Below are 16,895 nucleotides of genomic sequence, written 5' to 3' on the forward strand. Positions count from 1 at the left end.
CGACATGGCTGAGCGCACCTATCGAATCAACATCGCCGCGGAGTTGGCAGGAGTCCGGGTGGAGCTCATCCGGGCCTGGGAGCGTCGCTACGGCGTGCTCACGCCACGCCGCACCCCTGCGGGCTACCGCGCCTATACGGACCGGGACGTGGCGGTGCTCAAGCAGCTCAAGCGGTTGACCGACGAAGGCGTGGCCATCAGCGAGGCGGCGAAGCTGCTGCCTCAGTTGATGGAGGGGCTGGAGGCGGAAGTCGCGGGGCGGGGTACCAGCCAGGATGCGCGGCTTCATACGGAGACGTGGCGGGAGTCCGTGCTCGCCGCCGCCCAGGCGTATGACCAGCCGCGCGTGTCGGACGTGCTCGACGAGGTGCTGGCCGCGCTGCCCCCGCTCAAGGCCTTCGATGAAGTGCTGGCGCCCCTTCTCTGCGACGTGGGCGAGCGCTGGGAGTCGGGCACGCTGACGGTGGCGCAGGAGCACCTGGTGTCGCAGATGGTGCGGGCGCGGCTGGTGAGCCTGCTGCACGCGGCGCCCCTGGGGCGGCACCGGCATGGTGTCCTGGCGTGCTTTCCGGAAGAGGAGCACGAGATGGGCCTGCTGGGAGCGGCGCTGCGGCTGCGGCACCTGGGTGTGCGGGTGACGCTGCTGGGGCAGCGCGTTCCCGCGGAGGACCTGGGCCGCGCGGTATTGGCGCTGCGGCCCGACTTCGTGGGGCTGTCCACGGTGGCCAGCCGGAGCGCCGAGGCCTTCGAGGACACCCTGACGCGTTTGAGGCAGGCGCTGCCCAGAGGACTGCCCGTCTGGGTGGGCGGCGCCGCCGCGCGCTCGCACCAGGCCGTGTGCGAGCGGTTGGCGGTGCACGTCTTCCAGGGCGAGGAGGACTGGGACCGCCTCGCGGGTACGTGAGTCAGGGCGTGTTGATGGCGGAGTGGTTGAAGACGCGGCTGCCGTAGTGCTGGGCGGCCTCCTCTGCGTTGTCGCAAATCTCCGCGCACTTGCCCGGGGCGTAGGGCGTGTTCGGGTCCCTGCAGTCGTTCACGATGTCGCCGTTCGCATCGTAGATGGGGGGATTGAGCGGCACGCAGGGCGCGGTCAGGTGCTTCCAGCGCAGGTGGCTGAGGCACGCGGGGCCCGTGGTGTTCCAACCCGCCTCGGCTGGTGTACTGCCCCGGCAGCACGCAGCGCAGGCTCACCAACCCCGGCAGGACTTGCCGTGTCTACGGCGTGGTGGCGGGCGGTGTCTGGGCGGCGGTGGTGGCCCGCCGATGGAGCGCCGGAGGTGACGCGCTCAGCGCCCCCACGTAGAGGCGGCCGTGAAAGCCTTCCGCGAGCGGCTGCGGGAAGAGCCGCACCCCGGAGGCGATGTCGGGCTTCTGCCGGACCTCCTTCGTGGGACTGATGGCGAACACGTTGCACTCCACCGCGTCCCACACGTTGAAGCGGCAGGAGAACTGCGTGCCTCGCGTGAAGCCCACGTCGAGCGCGCGCACCGACGGGAGGACCTGGGCCAGCCGCGCTCCCAGCGGCGCATAGTCGCTGTCCCAGTTCACGCCCGCCGTCCGCACGTGTGTGCCACCCGCGAGCACCAGCGTCCAGGCCTGGGCGCGTGTCTGCTGGTGGGCCAGCAGGTGCCGGGCCATCTCCGCCTCGCGCTCGTTGCCCTGGGCCTTCTCGGCGTCGAAGGCCACCAGGGAGATGTCCTTGCCAGAGGCGCGCAGCCGGCGTGCCTGTTCGATGAGCCAGAGCATGGCGCTGCTGCTGCGGCCGTCCTGATAGGTGCGGCGCCAGAAGGGGCTCTCGCTCATCATGGTCTGGAGGTCCTGGGGCTGACCCGGGCTCGCCAGGTAGGTCTCCAGCAGCGGCTGCTCGGAGGCGGGCAGCGACAGCGCAAGCGTCACCGGCAGGCCCTGGGCCGTGGCTTCACAGAGCATCCGCAGCGCCGCCGTGGGCAACTCCCGCGTGCCCAGGGGGTCCGCCAGCAGCAGCACGTGCCCTGGCGCCATCAGCGGGCCGGCGCCGTCCACCGGGGTGCCACACTCCGGCACCTGCTGCGCCTGCTCCGTCTGTCCTCCTTCTGGCGTCACTGAGCGGATGGGCACGGGCGCGTTGCTGCCCACCAGTTCCAGGGCGGGCACCATCTCCAGCCGTTGCAGCAAGGTCCGCTCGATGTCCAGGTCGCGCACGCCGCGCACCATTCGCATGCGCTCCATGCCCGGCGCGTTCTTGAACGGGTCCTCCATGGGCACCGCCCGGGGGCCACTGGGACCGTTTGCGTAGGTGAAGGCGTCCCGCGTGGCGTCAAATGGATGGGCATCCAGCGCGGCGAACATGGCCGCCTCCCGCTTGCCCGCCGCCTGTGGCGGAATCTCCAGTTGGGTATCCATCTCGTTGTAGCTGAGCCGGAAGACGCGCACGACGGTCTGCCGCGGCCCCAGCCGCTCGCCCTTGATGTAGTAGCGCTCGATGGTGCGCAGGCCCGGCATGTTCTTTCCGGGCTCATGGGCCGAGGAGAACATCTCCAGCCCGCCTTCCTTCTCCATGACGTCGTAGCGCTGCTCTTCCAGGATGCGGCGCGCCACCATCATCGCGTCCTCGGCGGGGACGATGTACACCAGCTCTTCTGCCGGCGTTTCGTACTCGCCCGTGTCCTCGTTGGCCGTGGCGCCGAAACCCCGGCTCAGCGTCGCGCAGCCAGCGCACATCAGCCCCAGTCCCATCAGCGCACCGTGAAGCCGCATCGAACCCTCCTCAGAGCCGTGCCTCAGGTAAACGGCCTGGATGTCGGGCCGAAACGCTCGGCGCTCACAACCATATCGGGGGTGTCCACCCGGTGCATTGGTGTCCGGCGCTCAGGTGTAGTGAACTACCTCCGTGCCGGTTCCTTCCTCCGCCCCCGCTGTCGCATCCGCGTCGCGTCCGGTGGGGCCGTTCCAGCTCCTCTCGCTTGGCGTCAATGGCATCGTCGGCGTCGGCATCTTCTTCGCCCCGGCGGAGGTCGCCGCGCTGGCGCCGGGTGCCAGCGCCATTGCCGCCTTCGCGCTCACCGGGCTCGCGTTGATACCGGTGGCGCTGGCCTTCGCCGTGCTGGGCCGGCGTTTCGACGCGGACGGCGGGCCCGTCCTCTTCGCGCGCGCGGCCTTTGGAGAGCGGGCGTCCTTCCTGGTGGGGTGGGTGGCCTACGTCAGCGCGTTCCTGAGCACCGCCGCGGTGGTGGCGGGCCTCTCCCAGGCGGTGGCGCCCTCCCTGGGCCTGGAGGGCGCCCTGGGACAGTCGGTGCTCGCCTCCGTCCTCGTCACGGCGCTGGCGGGCGTGGTGGCGTCTGGCATCCGCGTGTCGGCGGGGACCTGGACGGCGCTCACCGTCTTCAAGCTGCTGCCGCTGGCCGCGTTGCTGGTGGCCTCCCTGGCGCTGTCGGGGCCACCTCCCGCCGTGGCGGTGGCCGCGGGCCCGTCCGTGGACGTGTCGTGGCTGCGTGCGGGGTTGACGGTGATGTTCGCCTACCAGGGCTTCGAAATCGTCCCGGTGATTGCGGGGCAGGTGCGCTCGTCATCGCGCACGGTGCCGCTGGCCACGGTGGGCTCGCTGCTGGTGGCGGTGCTGCTGTACGTGGGCCTGGTGTGGGCGTGCGTGGCCGCGCTGCCGGACCTGGCCTCACAGGCCGCGCCGCTGGCCGCGGCGGCGGGCGTGTGGGGCGGGCCCGGGCTCGAAGGGTGGGTGAAGGCGGGCACCAGCGTGTCCGCGCTGGGCATCTGCCTGGGGATGATGGTGACGACGCCGCGCTACCTGTCCGCGCTGGCGTCGGGCGCGCACACGTTGCTGGGGCTGGACGGGATGTCCGCCGGAGGCGTGCCGGTGCGCGCGCTGGCTGTCACCTGGGCGCTGGTCCTGCTGTTCGTCAACCTGGGCGACCTGTCGGAGCTGTTCGCCCTCTCCAGCATCGCGGTGCTGATGCAGTACGGCGTCACGTCCGCGGCGCTGGCCGCGCTGGCCTGGCGGCGCGAGCGGGGGCTGCGTCCGCTTCACGCCTTGCTGGCGGTGCCCGCGCTGGGGCTGGGGCTGACGTTGGTGGCCTTCGGCGCCAACCCGCGTGAAGGCGTCACCATGGCCCTCACCCTCATCGCTGGCGTGGTGCTGCTGCGGCTGTCGCGGCCCCGGGCTTCCGAGCCGCCAGCGGCGCTTCGCGGCGAGCCGCTGTAACGGACGAAGCCGCCGCTTCCCCATGTCGCGGGAGGGCGGCGGCTCCTGAAATCCGGCGGTGCGGACGTCCGTTCCTAGAACTGGTTCCAGAGGTACTGGTTGGTGACCTCGTGGTGGAACTTGACCTCCGAGTACTTCACACGGGTGCCCAGCTGCTTCGGGCTGCGCTCGGCCGTGGTCGTCTTGAGCTCGGCGAACTTGCTCTGCAAGCCCTCACCCAGGATGGACGCCACGAACTGGCTGCCCTTGAAGATGCGGATGGCGTCGAAGATGTTGTCCGGCAGGAAGCGGGTGCGGCTGCGCTTGGCCTCCGCGTCCTCCTGCGGCTGCGGGCCCTCCATGCCGGTGCGCAGCAGGGTGTAGAGCACCAGGTACGGGTTGGCGTCCGGCGCCACCGAGCGGCACTCGATGCGCGCGCTGCGCTCGTTTCCGAAGGGGATGCGCACCATGGCACCGCGGTTGTTGGCGCTGGCCTTGATCTGGTTGGGGGCCTCGAAGTGCGGGTCCAGGCGGCGGTACGCGTTCACGCTGGAGTTGAGCGTGAGGCAGATGTCATTCGCGCTGGTGAGGATGCGGTCGATGAAGTCCCAGCCCATGGGGCTGAGGCCGTCCGGGCCGTTCTGGTCGTGGAAGAGGTTCTTCCCGCCCTTGGACAGCGACAGGTTCATGTGCATGCCGTTGCCATTGACGCCCGTCACCGGCTTCGGGAGGAAGCTGGCGGTGCAGTCCAGCTGCGCGGCCACCTGGCGGCTGAGCAGCTTGTAGAGCTGAATCTGGTCGGCCGCGATGAGGGCCTCGCTGTACGAGAAGTTGATCTCGAACTGGCTGGGCGCCACTTCGGGGTGGTCCTTCTCGTTCTGGAAGCCCATGGCGCGCTGGGCCTCGGCCACCTTGTCGATGAACGTGCGCAGCACGTCACCGGGCAGCGAGTGGTAGTAGCCGCCGGTGGAGATGAAGTCGAAGTGGCCCTTCTCGTGGAAGTGGTGCTCGGCGTCGCGGCCCTTGAAGAGGAAGCCCTCGATTTCAGGCGCCGCGTGGACCACCGTGCCGTCTTTCTGGTACATCGACTCGGTCAGCTGCTTCAGCCTGCCACGCAGGTCGGACTGGTACTGCGTGCCGTCACGCTCGTGCACCTCGCTGAACACCAGCACCTTGCCCGGACCGAAGATGTCCGAGGGCAGCCAGTAGAAGGCGCTCCAGTCGATGTTCAGCCGCAGGTCGCTCTCCTGCTGCGCGGAGAAGCCCCGGATGGAGGAGCCGTCGAAGGTGAGGTTGTCGGCGCTCTTGATGAGGAACTTCTTGTCGTAGTCCAGCATGTGCAGCCGACCCTCGAGGTCGGTGAAGCACACGGTGACCGCCTTGATGGCGCGTTCCTTCGTCAGGTACTCGATGCGCTCGTCACGGAGCTTCTCCTGCGCGATGTGCTTGAGGCGCTGCTCCTTGACCTTGAGGTTGCGCTCCTCGAGCTCGTCGTAGGGAATCTCCAGGAACGTCCGTAGCCCCTTCGCGTCCATTGTTCGTGCCTCCCAGGCCGGATTCTTCGCCGTCGGTGCGGCGGGATGAATCCGTGGGCCCAGGTATTTACATTTGCCGTTTGGAAATCAAGTCTAAATCTGGCGATGTGGAACATAAAATCTTGGCGATGAAACGTTCTAAGCCCCCTGGATGACACTCGCGCCTACCATGGGAGCCCTCGGATTGATGGCCGGTGGACACTGGGGCGGCCGGGGGCGGTCGGTCTGGATGGGCTCGTTGCGGGCGTCCGGGAAGTGGGCCGCGTAGCCGTGGGGAGGGCTTCCCGGTCGGCCCCAGGCAGGCGGGCGGATGCCGCGGAGTAGGATGTCCGCATGAGCTCGATGTGGGTCCTGGAGACGCCCGCTCCCACCGCGGATGCGCGCGTGGCGTATGGCGGGGAGCCCCACCAGTTCGGGGACCTGCGAATGCCCGAAGGGCCTGGGCCGCACCCGGTGGTGGTCGTCATCCATGGTGGCTTCTGGCGCGCGAAGTACGACCTGGAGCATGCCGGGCACCTGTGCGCGGACCTGACCCGGCGCGGCTTCGCGACGTGGAGCCTGGAGTACCGGCGCGTGGGGCACGAAGGCGGTGGCTGGCCCGGCACGCTGGAGGACGTGGCGCGCGGCACTGACTTCCTGCGCACGCTCGCACAGGCGCATGCGCTGGACCTCTCGCGCGTCGTGGCGCTCGGCCACTCGGCGGGAGGGCACCTGGTGGCGTGGCTGGGGGCCAGGCACCGGCTGCGGCCCGGCGATGCGCTTTACAGTGCGGCGCCGTTGCCCCTGCATGGCGTGGTGCCGCTGGCGGGCGTCGTGGACCTGCCGCGCGCGTTCGCGCACCGGCTGGGGGATGGCATCGTGGAGACGTTCCTGGGCGGCACGCCGTCCTCGGTGCCGGAGCGCTATCGCACGGCTTCGCCCGCGTCGCTCCAGCCGATCGGGGTGCCCCAGGTGCTCGTCCACGGAGCGGAGGACGACACCGTGCCCGTGTTGATGAGCGAGGACTTCTGCGTGCGCGGCCGTGAGTTGGGAGACGACGTCCGCTGCGTCACCTTGCCGGGCGCGGGGCACTTCGAGGTCATCGACCCCAAGGCTCCGGAGTGGGGCAAGGTGGTGGAGGCCGTGCGCTCTCTCGTGTGAGTGGGCGCACCAGCCTCCGAGTCCCGTTGGCTCAGAAGCCCCGCTGCGCGCCGCCGTCCACCGCGATGGACTGACCGGTGATGTACGACGCCTGCTCGGAGGAGAGGAACGCCGTGAGCGCGGCCAGCTCCTCCGGGCGGCCCAGTCTCCGCGCGGGAATCTGCGGCGCCACCTTCTCATCCGTCAGCCCGAGCTGCTGCATGCGCTCGGTGGCGTGGTAACCCGGTAGCACCGCGTTCAGCGTGACGCCGTGCTGCGCCACCTCGTTGCTCACCGTCTTCACGAGCCCGAGCAGGCCCGCGCGCAGGCCGTTGGAGATGGTCAGGTTGTTCATCGCCTCGCGCGCCGCCAGCGACGTCACCAGGACGATGCGGCCCCACTGGCGCTCCTTCATCCCCGGGAGCACCGCCTGGATGCCGTCCACCGCGGCCATCCACAGGCTCTGGAAGCCGAGCTGCCACTGCTCCGCCGTCAGCGATTCGAAGCCGCCCGACGGCGGCCCGCCCGTGTTCACCACGAGGACGTCCACGCCGCCCAGCTTCGCGCTGACGGTTTCGACCAGCGCCTTCGCGGCCCCGGGCTGCGTCAAGTCACACGGCACCGCGAGCGCCGCGCCCAGCTTCTTCGCGGCCTGCTCCAGCTTGTCGCCACCGCGCGAGCAGATGGCCACCGTGGCGCCTTCCTTCACCAGCGCCTCCGCGATGGCGTAGCCCAGCCCCGCGGACGCGCCCATCACCAGCGCGCGCCTACCCTTCAGTCCGAAATCCATCAGCGTGCTCCTTCATGAATGGTGTCAGTCGGCTTCGGATGAGCTCCGCCGCGCGCTTCAGGTCCACGTCCTCCGCCCGCGGCAGGCCCTCGCTCAGCTCGGAGACGATGCCGTCCGTCAGCGCACCCACCTGATAGGCCAGCCGGTAAGGCACGTGGCTGAAGCTCACCAGGGAGTAGCGGCTGACGAACTCGCCCGGGAAGGCGTTGAGCAGCACCTTCTCCACGGCCTTCCGAAGCTGGAAGCGCGGGTCGCCGGTGCTGTCGCGCATCTCGACGAAGTTCTCCACCGCCATGTCGGCGATGGCGTCCGCGTTCGTCTTGCGCAGGCGTTCGAAGTCCGTGAAGACCTGCTCCCAGCCGGCGCCCTGTCCCAGCAGTTGGTTCAGGACGACGCAGTCCTCGAAGCCGCAGTTCATCCCCTGGCCGAAGAAGGGGACGATGGCGTGCGCTGCGTCGCCCAGCAGCAGCGTCTGCCCACCCGCGTGCCAGGGCGCGCCCTTCACCGTCACCATGCTGCCCGTGGGGCGCGAGAAGAACGCCTCCACCAGGTCCGGGATGAGCGCCTTCGCGTCTGGGAACTGCGCGCCGAAGAACGCCTCCAGCTTCGCGGGTGTGTCCAGGGACGCGAAGCTCACCGGCCCCTGCCAGGGCAGGAACAGCGTGCAGGTGAAGCTGCCTTCCTCGTCGGGCAGCGCGATCAACATGAACGTGCCGCGAGGCCAGATGTGGAGCGCGTGCTTCTCCATCTGGAACGCGCCGCCGGGGCCCGCCGGAATCGTCAACTCCTTGTACCCGTGGCCGAGCTGCTCCTGCGTCCCCTTGAAGTCCGGCCGCTTCTCCAAGGCCTGGCGGATGGCGGAGGCGGAGCCGTCCGTGCCGAACACCACGCGGCCGGGCTCCTGGCGCGCCTCTCCGGTGGCGTCGTCGTGCACCGTGAGCGCGCCCGAGCCGAAGTCCACGTCCGTCACCCGCTGCTTGAAGCGGATGCGCACCTTCCCGGTGGCCTCCGCCGCCGTCATGAGGAAGGCGTTCAGCCACCCGCGCGACATCGCGTTGATGTGCTGCGAGTCGTCCTTGCCGTAGGGCTGGTAGACGAGCTCGCCTTGCGGCGGGTGAATCATCCGCCCGCGCATGGGGATGGCGTGCTTCAGCGCCTCGTCTTCCAGGCCTACCTGCCGGAGCGCGTGCAGCCCGCGCGTGGAGATGGCCAGGTTGATGGAGCGGCCCGCGTCGACCAGCTCGCGCCGCATGTCCGGGCGCCGCTCCAGCAGTTCCACGGTGTGGCCCCGGCGCGCCAGGTAGATGGAGAGCAGCGAGCCCACCAGCCCCGCGCCCACCACGGTGACGGTGTCCTTGCGAGCCTCACTCACGGGCGTGGCCCTCCAGCGTCTTCACGAAGCGGTACACGTCCGTGAAGGAGTTGTAGAGCGGAGCGGGCGCGGCGCGGATGATGTCCGGCTTGCGGAAGTCGCAGATGATGCCCGCGTCGCCCAGCCGCTTCAGCAGGCCCTGGGGCTCGCCCCGGAAGCGCAGGGACAACTGGGCGCCGCGCTGCTTCACGTCCCGGGGCGTGGTGATGCGCACGAAGCCCTCGGGCAGCCTGTCCAACAGGAACTCCAGGAAGCCGGTGAGGCGCTCGCTCTTGGCGCGCAGCGCCGCCATGCCGGCCTGGTCGAACAGCTCCAGGGACGCGCGCAGCGCCGCGAGCTGGAAGATGGGCGGGTTGGAGAGCTGCCACCCCTCCGCGCCCGGCAGCGCGCTGAAGGTGGGCCCCATCTGGAAGCGCGTCTGCTTGTCGTGACCCCACCAGCCCTCGAAGCGGGGCAGGTCCTTCGTGTTCGCGTGCCGCTCGTGGACGAACACGCCGCCCAGCGCGCCCGGGCCCGCGTTGAGGTACTTGTACGAGCACCACACCGCGAAGTCCGGCCCGTCTTCGTGCAGCGACAGCTTCAGGTTGCCCGCGCCGTGCGCCAGGTCGAAGCCGACGAAGCAGCCCTTGGCGTGCGCGGCCTTCGTAATCGCGGCCAGGTCGAAGGCCTGCCCGGTGAGGTAGTTCACGCTGCCCAGCATCACCAGCGCCACCTCGTGGCCGTGCTGCTCCAGCGTGGCGAGGATGTCCTCGGTGCGCAGCGTCTCCTCGCCCGCGCGGGGCGTGAGCTCCAGCACGGCCTCTCGCGCGTCGTAGCCGTGGAAGCGCACCTGGGAGGCGACGGCGTACTGGTCCGACGGGAAGGCGCCGGCCTCCACCAGGATTTTGAAGCGCTGCTTCGTGGGCCGGTAGAACGACACCATCATCAGGTGCAGGTTCACCGACAGGGTGTTCATCACCACCACTTCCAACGGCTTGGCGCCCACCAGCCGCGCGGCCTGCTCGGTGACGAGCTCGTGGTAGTGCAGCCACGGGTGGCGGCCGTGGTGGTGGCCCTCCACGCCCAGCCGCGCCCAGTCCTCCAGCTCCTCCTGGATGTAGCGCGCGGCGTTGCGCGGCTGCAGGCCCAGCGAGTTGCCCGCCAGGTACACCACCGGCTTGCCGTCCGGGCCAGGCGGGAAGTGGAACGCGTCGCGGTAGCCGCGCAGCGCGTCTTCCGCGTCCAGCTTCCGCGCGAAGACCTCGGAGTCCTCGAAGGGGTACGGCGTCGTCATGGTGCGAAGTCCTCGGGGGCGCGTCCCAGCCAATCGAAGGCGTTGCGCCAGAGCAGCCGCTCACGCGCGGCGGGTTCCAGCTCGGTCAGGGACTCGATGAGCGTGCCCGGGCGGTCCTCGCCCAGGGGGAAGGGGTAGTCACTGCCGAGCGCCACCTTGTCCTGCCCGAAGAGCCGGACGATGTAGCGCAGCGCCTCCGGGTCGTGGACCAGCGAGTCCACCCAGAAGCGGCCCAGGTAGTCCCGGGGCGGCACCTTGTTGTCCACGGCCACCAGGTCCGGCCGGGCCTCGAAGCCGTGCTGAATCCGGCCGAGCGTGTGCGGGAACGCGCCGCCGCCGTGCGCGAAGGCGAAGCGCAGCTTGGGCAGCCGCTCCAGCACGCCGCCGAAGATGATGGAGCAGATGGCCAGCGACACCTCGGCCGGCATGCCCACCAGCCACGGCAGCCAGTACTTCTGCATCTTCGCCTCGCCCATCATGTCCCACGGGTGGACGAAGACGGACGCGCCCAGCTCGCTGGCGGCCTCGAAGAAGGGGAACAGCGCCGGGTCGGACAGGTTCCAGTCGTTGACGTGCGAGCCAATCTGCACACCCGCCAGCCCCAGCTCCTTCACGCAGCGCTCCAGCTCGCGCACCGCCAGCTCCGGGGACTGGAGCGGCACCGTGCCCAGGCCCACGAAGCGCTTCGGGTGCGCGTGCACCACGGAGGCGAGGTGGTCATTGAGGAAGCGCGCCAGGTCCGCGCCGTGCTCCGGCTTCGTCCAGTAGCCGAACATGACTGGAATCGTGGACAGCACCTGGACGTGGACGCCGGCCGCGTCGCACTCCTCGATGCGCTTCACCGGGTCCCAGCAGTTGCTTTCGATTTCGCGGAAGAACTTGCCGTCATCCCGGAGCATGCGCGCGCGGCAGGGCGCGTGGTGGTCCAGGGTGATGAATCCGCCGTAGCCGTAGCGCTCGGCGAAGCGCGGCAGGTGGGCGGGGAGGAGGTGCGTGTGGATGTCGACCTTCAACGGGCGGGACCTCCCTTGACCACCTTCGTCCCGCACTTCTTGCAGGTGCAGTTGTCGGGGTTGCCGTAGAAGTGCTCGAAGATGGGCGGCAGCTGCGTCACCAGGTTGGTGACATGCACGAACTCTTCGTAGAGCTTCTCGCCGCACTGCGGGCACAGCCACATGAAGCCGTCCAGCTCCTTCGGCTGGCGGCGGCGCTCCAGCACCAGGCCCACCGTACCCGCGGGACGCTGGGGCGAGTGGGGCACATTGGGCGGCAGCAGGAATATCTCCCCTTCGTGGATGGGGATGTCCTGCACCTGGCCCTCGTCGATGACCCGCAGGTTCATCGTGCCCTCGAGCTGGTAGAAGAACTCCTCGCCCTCGTTGATGTGGAAGTCCGTGCGCGCGTTGGGTCCGCCGACGACGGTGACCATGAACTCCCGGTCCTCCCACACCTGCTGGTTGCCCACGGGGGGCTTGAGCAGGTGGCGGTGCTCATCAATCCACTTCTTGAAGTTGATGGGGGTCAGGCGGCCCATTCATTCACCTCCGATGGTGGCGATGCACTTGAGCTCGATGGCAATCGGCGTGGGCAGCCGGTTGATTTCAAGCGTCGTGCGGCACGGCGGGTTGTCCTTGAAGTACTCCGCCCACAGCCGGTTGAAGGTGGGGAAGTCCTTCTTCATGTCGGTGAGGTACACCGTCACGTCCACCAGCTTGTCCCAGGACGAGCCCGCGTCCTCCAGGATGTAGCGGACGTTGCGGAACACCGAGTGGCACTGCGCCTCGATGTCGTACGAGACGATGTTGCCCTCCGCGTCCAGCTCCACACCGGGAATCTTCTTCGTGCCGCGCTCGCGCGGGCCCACGCCGGACAGGAACAGGAGGTTGCCCACGCGCCGGGCGTGGGGGTACAGGCCCACCGGTTCGGGGGCCTTCTGCGAATCGACTCGTGCGCTGTCACTGCTCACGGCGTGTTCTCCTCACGTGGGGGCTAGGGGGGCTCACAGCTTGATGCAGACGTTCTTCGGCTCGGTGAAGAAGCGCAGCGCGTCCCAGCCGCCCTCGCGTCCCACACCGGAGTCCTTCACGCCGCCAAAGGGCGTGCGCAAATCGCGCAGCATCCACGTGTTCACCCAGACGATGCCGCTGTGCAGCCGCGAGGCGAAGCGGTGCGCGCGCTTCACGTCCTGGGTCCACACGCTGGCGGCCAGGCCGTACCGGGTGGAGTTGGCCCACGCGAGCACCTCGTCCTCCGAGTCGAAGGGCATGATGCTGGCCACCGGGCCGAAGATTTCTTCCTGGTTGGTGCGGCACCCCGCGTCCAGGCCCTCGATGAGGGTGGGCTCCACGAACCAGCCATTGCGGCAGCGTCCGGGCACGTTGGCGCGCTGTCCGCCAGTGAGGATGCGGCCACCCTCCTGCTTCGCCAGGCTCACGTAGCCCAGCACCTTGTCGAAGTGCTGCTGCGACACGAGCGCGCCCTGGTCCGTGCCCGCCTCCAGCGGGTCACCCACCTTGAGCGCGCGCGTGCGGGTGACCAGCGCCTCCTTGAAGCGCTCGTAGAGGGGCCGCTGCACGAAGATGCGTGGGCCGCAGAGACAGATTTGACCCTGGTTGGAGAAGGACGAGCGCACCGTGGTGGCCAGCGCCTCGTCGAAGTCGCAGTCCGCGAAGATGACGTTGGGATTCTTTCCGCCCATCTCCAGCGACAGCTTCTTGAAGGCGGGCGCGGCCACGCGGGCAATCTCAGCGCCGGTGCGGGTGCTGCCGGTGAATGAGATGGCGCTGATGTCCGGGTGCTCGCTCATCGCGGCGCCCACCTTGGGGCCCAGGCCGTGCACCAGGTTGAGCACGCCCGGCGGCAGGCCCACGTCGCGGCAGACCTGGGCCAGCAGGTACGCCGTCATCGGCGTCACCTCGGACGGCTTGGCCACCACGCAGTTCCCCATGGCGAGCGCCGGGGCAATCTTCCACGTGAGCAGGTACAGCGGCAGGTTCCACGGGGAGATGCAGCCCACCACGCCCAGCGGCGCGCGCAGGGTGTAGTTGAGGGCCACGTCGTCCGTCTGGTGCGCCTCGCTGGAGAACTGCGTCACCGCGTCCGCGAAGAACTCGAAGTTGAGGATGCTGCGCGGGATGTCCACCGTGGAGGCGACCGACAGCGGCTTGCCGGTGTCGATGGACTCCGCGCGGGCGAAGGCGTCCAGGCGGCTCCGGATGCCGTCCGCGATGCGGCGCAGCATGCGCGAGCGCTCGGTGGCCGGGGTGGCGGCCCAGGCAGGGAAGGCCCGCGCGGCGGCCTCCACCGCGTGCTGGACGTCGGACGCGTCGGAGTCCGGCACGTGGGCATACGTCTCGGCCGTCGCGGGCTCGGGCTTGTCCAGCCACCCGCCTCCGCGTGCGGGCAGCAGCTCACCACCGATGTAGTTGAGTACCTTCTCCATGGCCGAGCCCTCCGGTAGCGCCTGCCCATGGCCCGGCGACGGTGAACCCCGCCAGCCCTGTGGGAGGGCGCGCAATGTACGCCGCCCCTCCGTACCTCACCAGCGCCACGCGCGCCCGCAGTCCACTGTCATGGAATCGTGGCCGCCCGCTCGGAGGCCCTTTGAAATGCCGCACTGCGCGAACGCGCGGGGGGCCGCCAGCTGCGCCACGCGGTGAAGCCGCTGTCAGTGCGCCGGATGGGGCACGCGCAGTCGGTCCCGGGGGACCCGGTCCTCACGGCCCGCGCGGCCCAACGCCCAGCAGCAGTCTTGCGAGCATGAGCGGGCCGCGATTCCGGGCGCTCATCGGGAGCGCTCCCGCCCTTGTCTCCGTGCGCGCTGCTTCACCGGCACGGGGGGAGGGACTTCTCGCGTGGCGAAGAACAGCGCGCCCAGGATGATGACGAGGATGAGGAAGGGCAGGGCGGTGAAGGACAACCGGCCCCAGAAGCGCTCATCGAGGATGGTGGCCACCACGTCGGGGCGGCAGGTGGGGCATGCGGAGGCCGCGGTGGCCGTCAGCAGCCCGGTGGTGAAGCCCGTGAGAATGCCTCGCTTCATAGGTCGCCCCTCCCCTGGGTGGACGGGAAGCTCACCACCCCACCAGGACGCGGCAAGCCGTGGGCGCTCCCTGAAGCCACGAGGCCGCCCGTCAGCCCCACCTGCCGGGGCGGATGAATGTTGGTGGGACCGCCACGCTCGAGCCGCTCGGCTATAACGCGGTACCTGGAGGAGACATCATGTCGCGGAAAGTGGCGCTCATCACCGGGGCTTCGGCGGGTTTGGGAGAGCAGTTCGCACACCTGTTCGCGAAGGACGGACACGACGTCATCCTGGTCGCGCGCAGCGCGAATCGGCTGGAGGCGCTGGCGGCGAAGCTGGAGCAGGCCCATGGTGTGAAGGCACACGTCTTCCCAGCGGACCTGGGCCGGCCGGAGTCTCCCGAGCAGCTCTTCGAGGCCGTGCGCGCGAAGGGGCTGGTGGTGGAGTTCCTGGTGAACAACGCGGGCTTCGGCTCGTGTGGTCCCTTCCTGGAGCAGGACCTGGCGCGCGAGGCGGAGATGGTGGAGGTCAACTGCACCGCCCTCCTGAAGCTGTCGCACCTGTTCGCGCGGCCCATGCGGGAGCGGGGCAGCGGGCGCATCCTCAATGTCGCCTCCACCGCGGCCTTCCAGCCCGGCCCCTTCATGGCCACGTACTTCGCGACCAAGGCCTTCGTGGTGTCCCTGTCGGAGGCGCTGGCGCACGAACTGAAGGGCACGGGTGTGACGGTGACGTGCCACTGCCCGGGTGCCACGCACACGGAGTTCACCCAGCGCGCGGGCAACGGCCAGACGCGGCTGTTTCAGCGGCCGGGTGTGGCCAGGGCGGAGGACGTGGCCGCCCATGCCTACGCGATGATGATGCGCGGCCGGGTGCTCTCCATCCACGGACTGCTCAACTGGGTGGGGACCCTGGGCGTGCGCTTCAGCCCGCGCGTGGCGGTGCGCGCGCTCGCGGCCAGCCTCAACCAGCAGGGCTGAGGCTGGCGTCCGCGGCGGCGCCGTTCAGTTGTACGTCGCGGAGAAGACGAGCGACACGTTGGTGACGTTCCAGCTATCGCTGTTCGACTCGTTCCGGATGCGGCCCAGGGCCAGCTCGGCGCCGATGCCGAGGCCCCAGTTCTTGCTCACCCACCACTCCTTGCCCACGCCCAGGTGCAGTCCGCCGCCGATGTCCGACTCGGCCACCTTCTCGCCGTCGTCGGTGACGCTGAGCTGCGTGTACGTGAGCGCGCCGGACAGATACACGTTCGCGGGCATGATGTAATAGGTGACGCCCAAGCCCACGGCGCCGAAGTTCTCGCTCAAATTCTCGTTCTGCCCTTCGACGGTGAGGTCCCCCACCTGGAGGCTCGGGTTGGGAGCGGACGCACCGTAGAACTTCGCGTAGAGGATGAAGTTGTTGACGAGCGCGAAGCCGAGCTCCGCGTTGATGTTGGCGCCGCCGCCCTTCACCACGAGCTCGGGCGAGATGTCAGTCGCCTTGGCTCGGAGATAGCCACCGCCCACCTGCAGGCGCAGGTAGAAGCCGTCGTGGACGTTCTCGTCGTATTCCTGGGCGCTCGCGGTGGTGGCAGTGAAAAGCAGGGCCGCGATGATGCTGGGGTATCGCATGAAAACAGCTCCTTCGGAGAATCCCACCCGGCCGGGGTCTCTGCGCTATCTAGCACGGCGAGCTGAAAGGCCAGCATCCGCTTCAGGCCGGGCCGCGTTCGCGAGGCTTGCGCGTCCGCGTTCGGGTGCCGGAAGCTCCGCGCCACCATCCGGGCGGTGCGCCATCCTGGCGTGGCCGGAACGACCAAGAGAGGGACGGGGATGACCGCGACCGTGGACCACGAGGCACTGGCACATTTTCTGGACTCGGCCAGGCTGGAGCGCCGCGAGGTGGCGCCCCTCACCCGCGAGCAACCCGCACTGAGCGTGCCGGATGCCTACGCCATCCAGGAGGCCGGAATCCGGCTGCGCCTGTCCCACGGCGAGCGCGTGGTGGGCTTGAAGATGGGCCTCACCTCCGAGGCCAAGCGCAAGCAGATGAACCTGGACTCGCCCGTGTATGGCGTGCTCACGGACCGGATGCAGGTGCCCGCCGGCGGCGTGATTCAACTGTCACAGGGCGTCCACCCCAAAATCGAGCCGGAGATTGCCTTCCGCACCGCGCGTGAGCTTCGCGGCACGGTGACGCGCGACGAGGTGCTGGACGCCTGCGAGTCCGTGTTCGCGGCGATGGAAATCCTCGACTCGCGCTACCGCGACTTCAAGTACTTCTCCCTGCCGGACGTGGTGGCGGACAACGCGTCGTCCTCGCTGTTCGTGCTGGGCACCACCGAGCATCCTCCGCGCGCGATGGACCTCACGCGGCTGGAGATGACCCTTTCGGTGAATGGCGAGCCCGTTCAATCCGCCCGCTCGGACGCCATCTCTGGCGATCCAGTCGTCTCCGTCATCCAGTTGTGTGAGCTGCTGGCCCAGCGCGGCCAGGTGTTGCCGGCGGGGAGCATCGTGCTCGCGGGCGCCGCCACCGCGGCGCACATGCTGCGCCCGGGGGACCGGGTGCAGCTCACGGTGGAAGGACTGGGCATCGTGGCGGTGTCCGCCGAGTAGCGCCGGGC

At 69.3% G+C, this 16,895-nt stretch carries 17 protein-coding genes; 5 read left to right on the forward strand and 12 right to left on the reverse strand.

The features are described 5' to 3' along the window. Positions 1-4: 4 nt before the first annotated feature. The gene (locus F8M74_RS02875) at positions 5-904 is read left to right on the forward strand and encodes a MerR family transcriptional regulator (RefSeq protein ID WP_141253612.1); all 900 of its coding nucleotides are present in this window, start codon (positions 5-7) and stop codon (positions 902-904) included. A 1-nt stretch (position 905) separates the two neighbouring features. On the opposite strand, the gene F8M74_RS02880 is transcribed toward F8M74_RS02875, so the two are convergent. Together F8M74_RS02880 and F8M74_RS02885 are read right to left on the reverse strand one after the other, a co-directional pair. Beyond that, complete coding sequence (locus F8M74_RS02880) at positions 906-1,079, reverse strand: hypothetical protein (RefSeq protein WP_228559163.1); 174 nt, start codon at positions 1,077-1,079, stop codon at positions 906-908. Positions 1,080-1,215: 136 nt separating this feature from the next. Continuing rightward, positions 1,216-2,736, reverse strand: a complete 1,521-nt coding sequence (locus F8M74_RS02885) for a hypothetical protein (RefSeq protein ID WP_141253611.1) — start codon at positions 2,734-2,736, stop codon at positions 1,216-1,218. A 181-nt stretch (positions 2,737-2,917) separates the two neighbouring features. Here F8M74_RS02885 and F8M74_RS02890 point away from each other — a divergent pair, with 181 nt between their 5' ends. Then, positions 2,918-4,195 (forward strand): APC family permease, encoded by a 1,278-nt coding sequence (locus F8M74_RS02890; RefSeq protein WP_141253657.1) that lies wholly within the window; start codon positions 2,918-2,920, stop codon positions 4,193-4,195. Positions 4,196-4,269: 74 nt separating this feature from the next. Here the strand turns inward: F8M74_RS02890 and F8M74_RS02895 are convergent, their stop codons facing one another. After that, a complete protein-coding gene (locus F8M74_RS02895) occupies positions 4,270-5,709 on the reverse strand; it encodes a glutamine synthetase family protein (RefSeq protein WP_141253610.1) in 1,440 nt (479 codons plus the stop codon). A gap of 333 nt (positions 5,710-6,042) precedes the next feature. Between F8M74_RS02895 and F8M74_RS02900 the strand changes: the two genes are divergently transcribed. Continuing rightward, entirely contained in the window at positions 6,043-6,849 is an 807-nt protein-coding gene (locus tag F8M74_RS02900) for a S9 family peptidase (RefSeq protein WP_141253609.1), read from the forward strand. A gap of 31 nt (positions 6,850-6,880) precedes the next feature. Here the strand turns inward: F8M74_RS02900 and F8M74_RS02905 are convergent, their stop codons facing one another. The 8 genes from F8M74_RS02905 to F8M74_RS02940 form a co-directional block, all read right to left on the reverse strand. Further along, complete coding sequence (locus tag F8M74_RS02905) at positions 6,881-7,618, reverse strand: SDR family oxidoreductase (protein WP_141253608.1); 738 nt, start codon at positions 7,616-7,618, stop codon at positions 6,881-6,883. Continuing rightward, the gene (locus tag F8M74_RS02910; protein WP_141253607.1) at positions 7,596-8,990 is read right to left on the reverse strand and encodes an NAD(P)/FAD-dependent oxidoreductase; all 1,395 of its coding nucleotides are present in this window, start codon (positions 8,988-8,990) and stop codon (positions 7,596-7,598) included. Before F8M74_RS02910 ends, F8M74_RS02905 begins: the two co-directional genes overlap by 23 nt. Continuing rightward, positions 8,983-10,263 (reverse strand): kynureninase, encoded by a 1,281-nt coding sequence (gene kynU / locus F8M74_RS02915; RefSeq protein ID WP_141253606.1) that lies wholly within the window; start codon positions 10,261-10,263, stop codon positions 8,983-8,985. Before kynU ends, F8M74_RS02910 begins: the two co-directional genes overlap by 8 nt. Continuing rightward, positions 10,260-11,276 (reverse strand): amidohydrolase family protein, encoded by a 1,017-nt coding sequence (locus F8M74_RS02920; protein ID WP_141253605.1) that lies wholly within the window; start codon positions 11,274-11,276, stop codon positions 10,260-10,262. The genes kynU and F8M74_RS02920 overlap by 4 nt, the downstream gene beginning before the upstream one ends. Further along, entirely contained in the window at positions 11,273-11,797 is a 525-nt protein-coding gene (gene nbaC, locus F8M74_RS02925; protein WP_011551040.1) for a 3-hydroxyanthranilate 3,4-dioxygenase, read from the reverse strand. The genes F8M74_RS02920 and nbaC overlap by 4 nt, the downstream gene beginning before the upstream one ends. Beyond that, on the reverse strand, positions 11,798-12,229 hold the full coding sequence (locus tag F8M74_RS02930) for a RidA family protein (RefSeq protein WP_141253604.1): 432 nt from the start codon (positions 12,227-12,229) through the stop codon (positions 11,798-11,800). It abuts the gene before it with no gap. A gap of 33 nt (positions 12,230-12,262) precedes the next feature. Further along, on the reverse strand, positions 12,263-13,705 hold the full coding sequence (locus F8M74_RS02935; protein WP_141253603.1) for an aldehyde dehydrogenase: 1,443 nt from the start codon (positions 13,703-13,705) through the stop codon (positions 12,263-12,265). Between the two features lie 342 nt (positions 13,706-14,047). After that, positions 14,048-14,305: a hypothetical protein gene (locus tag F8M74_RS02940; RefSeq protein WP_141253602.1), complete on the reverse strand. Its 258-nt coding sequence runs from the start codon at positions 14,303-14,305 to the stop codon at positions 14,048-14,050. A gap of 179 nt (positions 14,306-14,484) precedes the next feature. On the opposite strand from F8M74_RS02940, the gene F8M74_RS02945 reads away from it, so the two are divergent. Beyond that, entirely contained in the window at positions 14,485-15,267 is a 783-nt protein-coding gene (locus F8M74_RS02945) for an SDR family oxidoreductase (RefSeq protein WP_141253601.1), read from the forward strand. Positions 15,268-15,291: 24 nt separating this feature from the next. On the opposite strand, the gene F8M74_RS02950 is transcribed toward F8M74_RS02945, so the two are convergent. Continuing rightward, a complete protein-coding gene (locus tag F8M74_RS02950) occupies positions 15,292-15,900 on the reverse strand; it encodes an outer membrane beta-barrel protein (RefSeq protein ID WP_216619891.1) in 609 nt (202 codons plus the stop codon). A 201-nt stretch (positions 15,901-16,101) separates the two neighbouring features. Between F8M74_RS02950 and F8M74_RS02955 the strand changes: the two genes are divergently transcribed. Continuing rightward, positions 16,102-16,887 (forward strand): 2-keto-4-pentenoate hydratase, encoded by a 786-nt coding sequence (locus F8M74_RS02955; protein WP_141253599.1) that lies wholly within the window; start codon positions 16,102-16,104, stop codon positions 16,885-16,887. The last annotated feature ends 8 nt before the right edge of the window (positions 16,888-16,895 follow it).

The sequence above is a fragment of the Myxococcus sp. CA023 genome, from assembly GCF_010998615.1.
GTDB lineage: Bacteria > Myxococcota > Myxococcia > Myxococcales > Myxococcaceae > Myxococcus.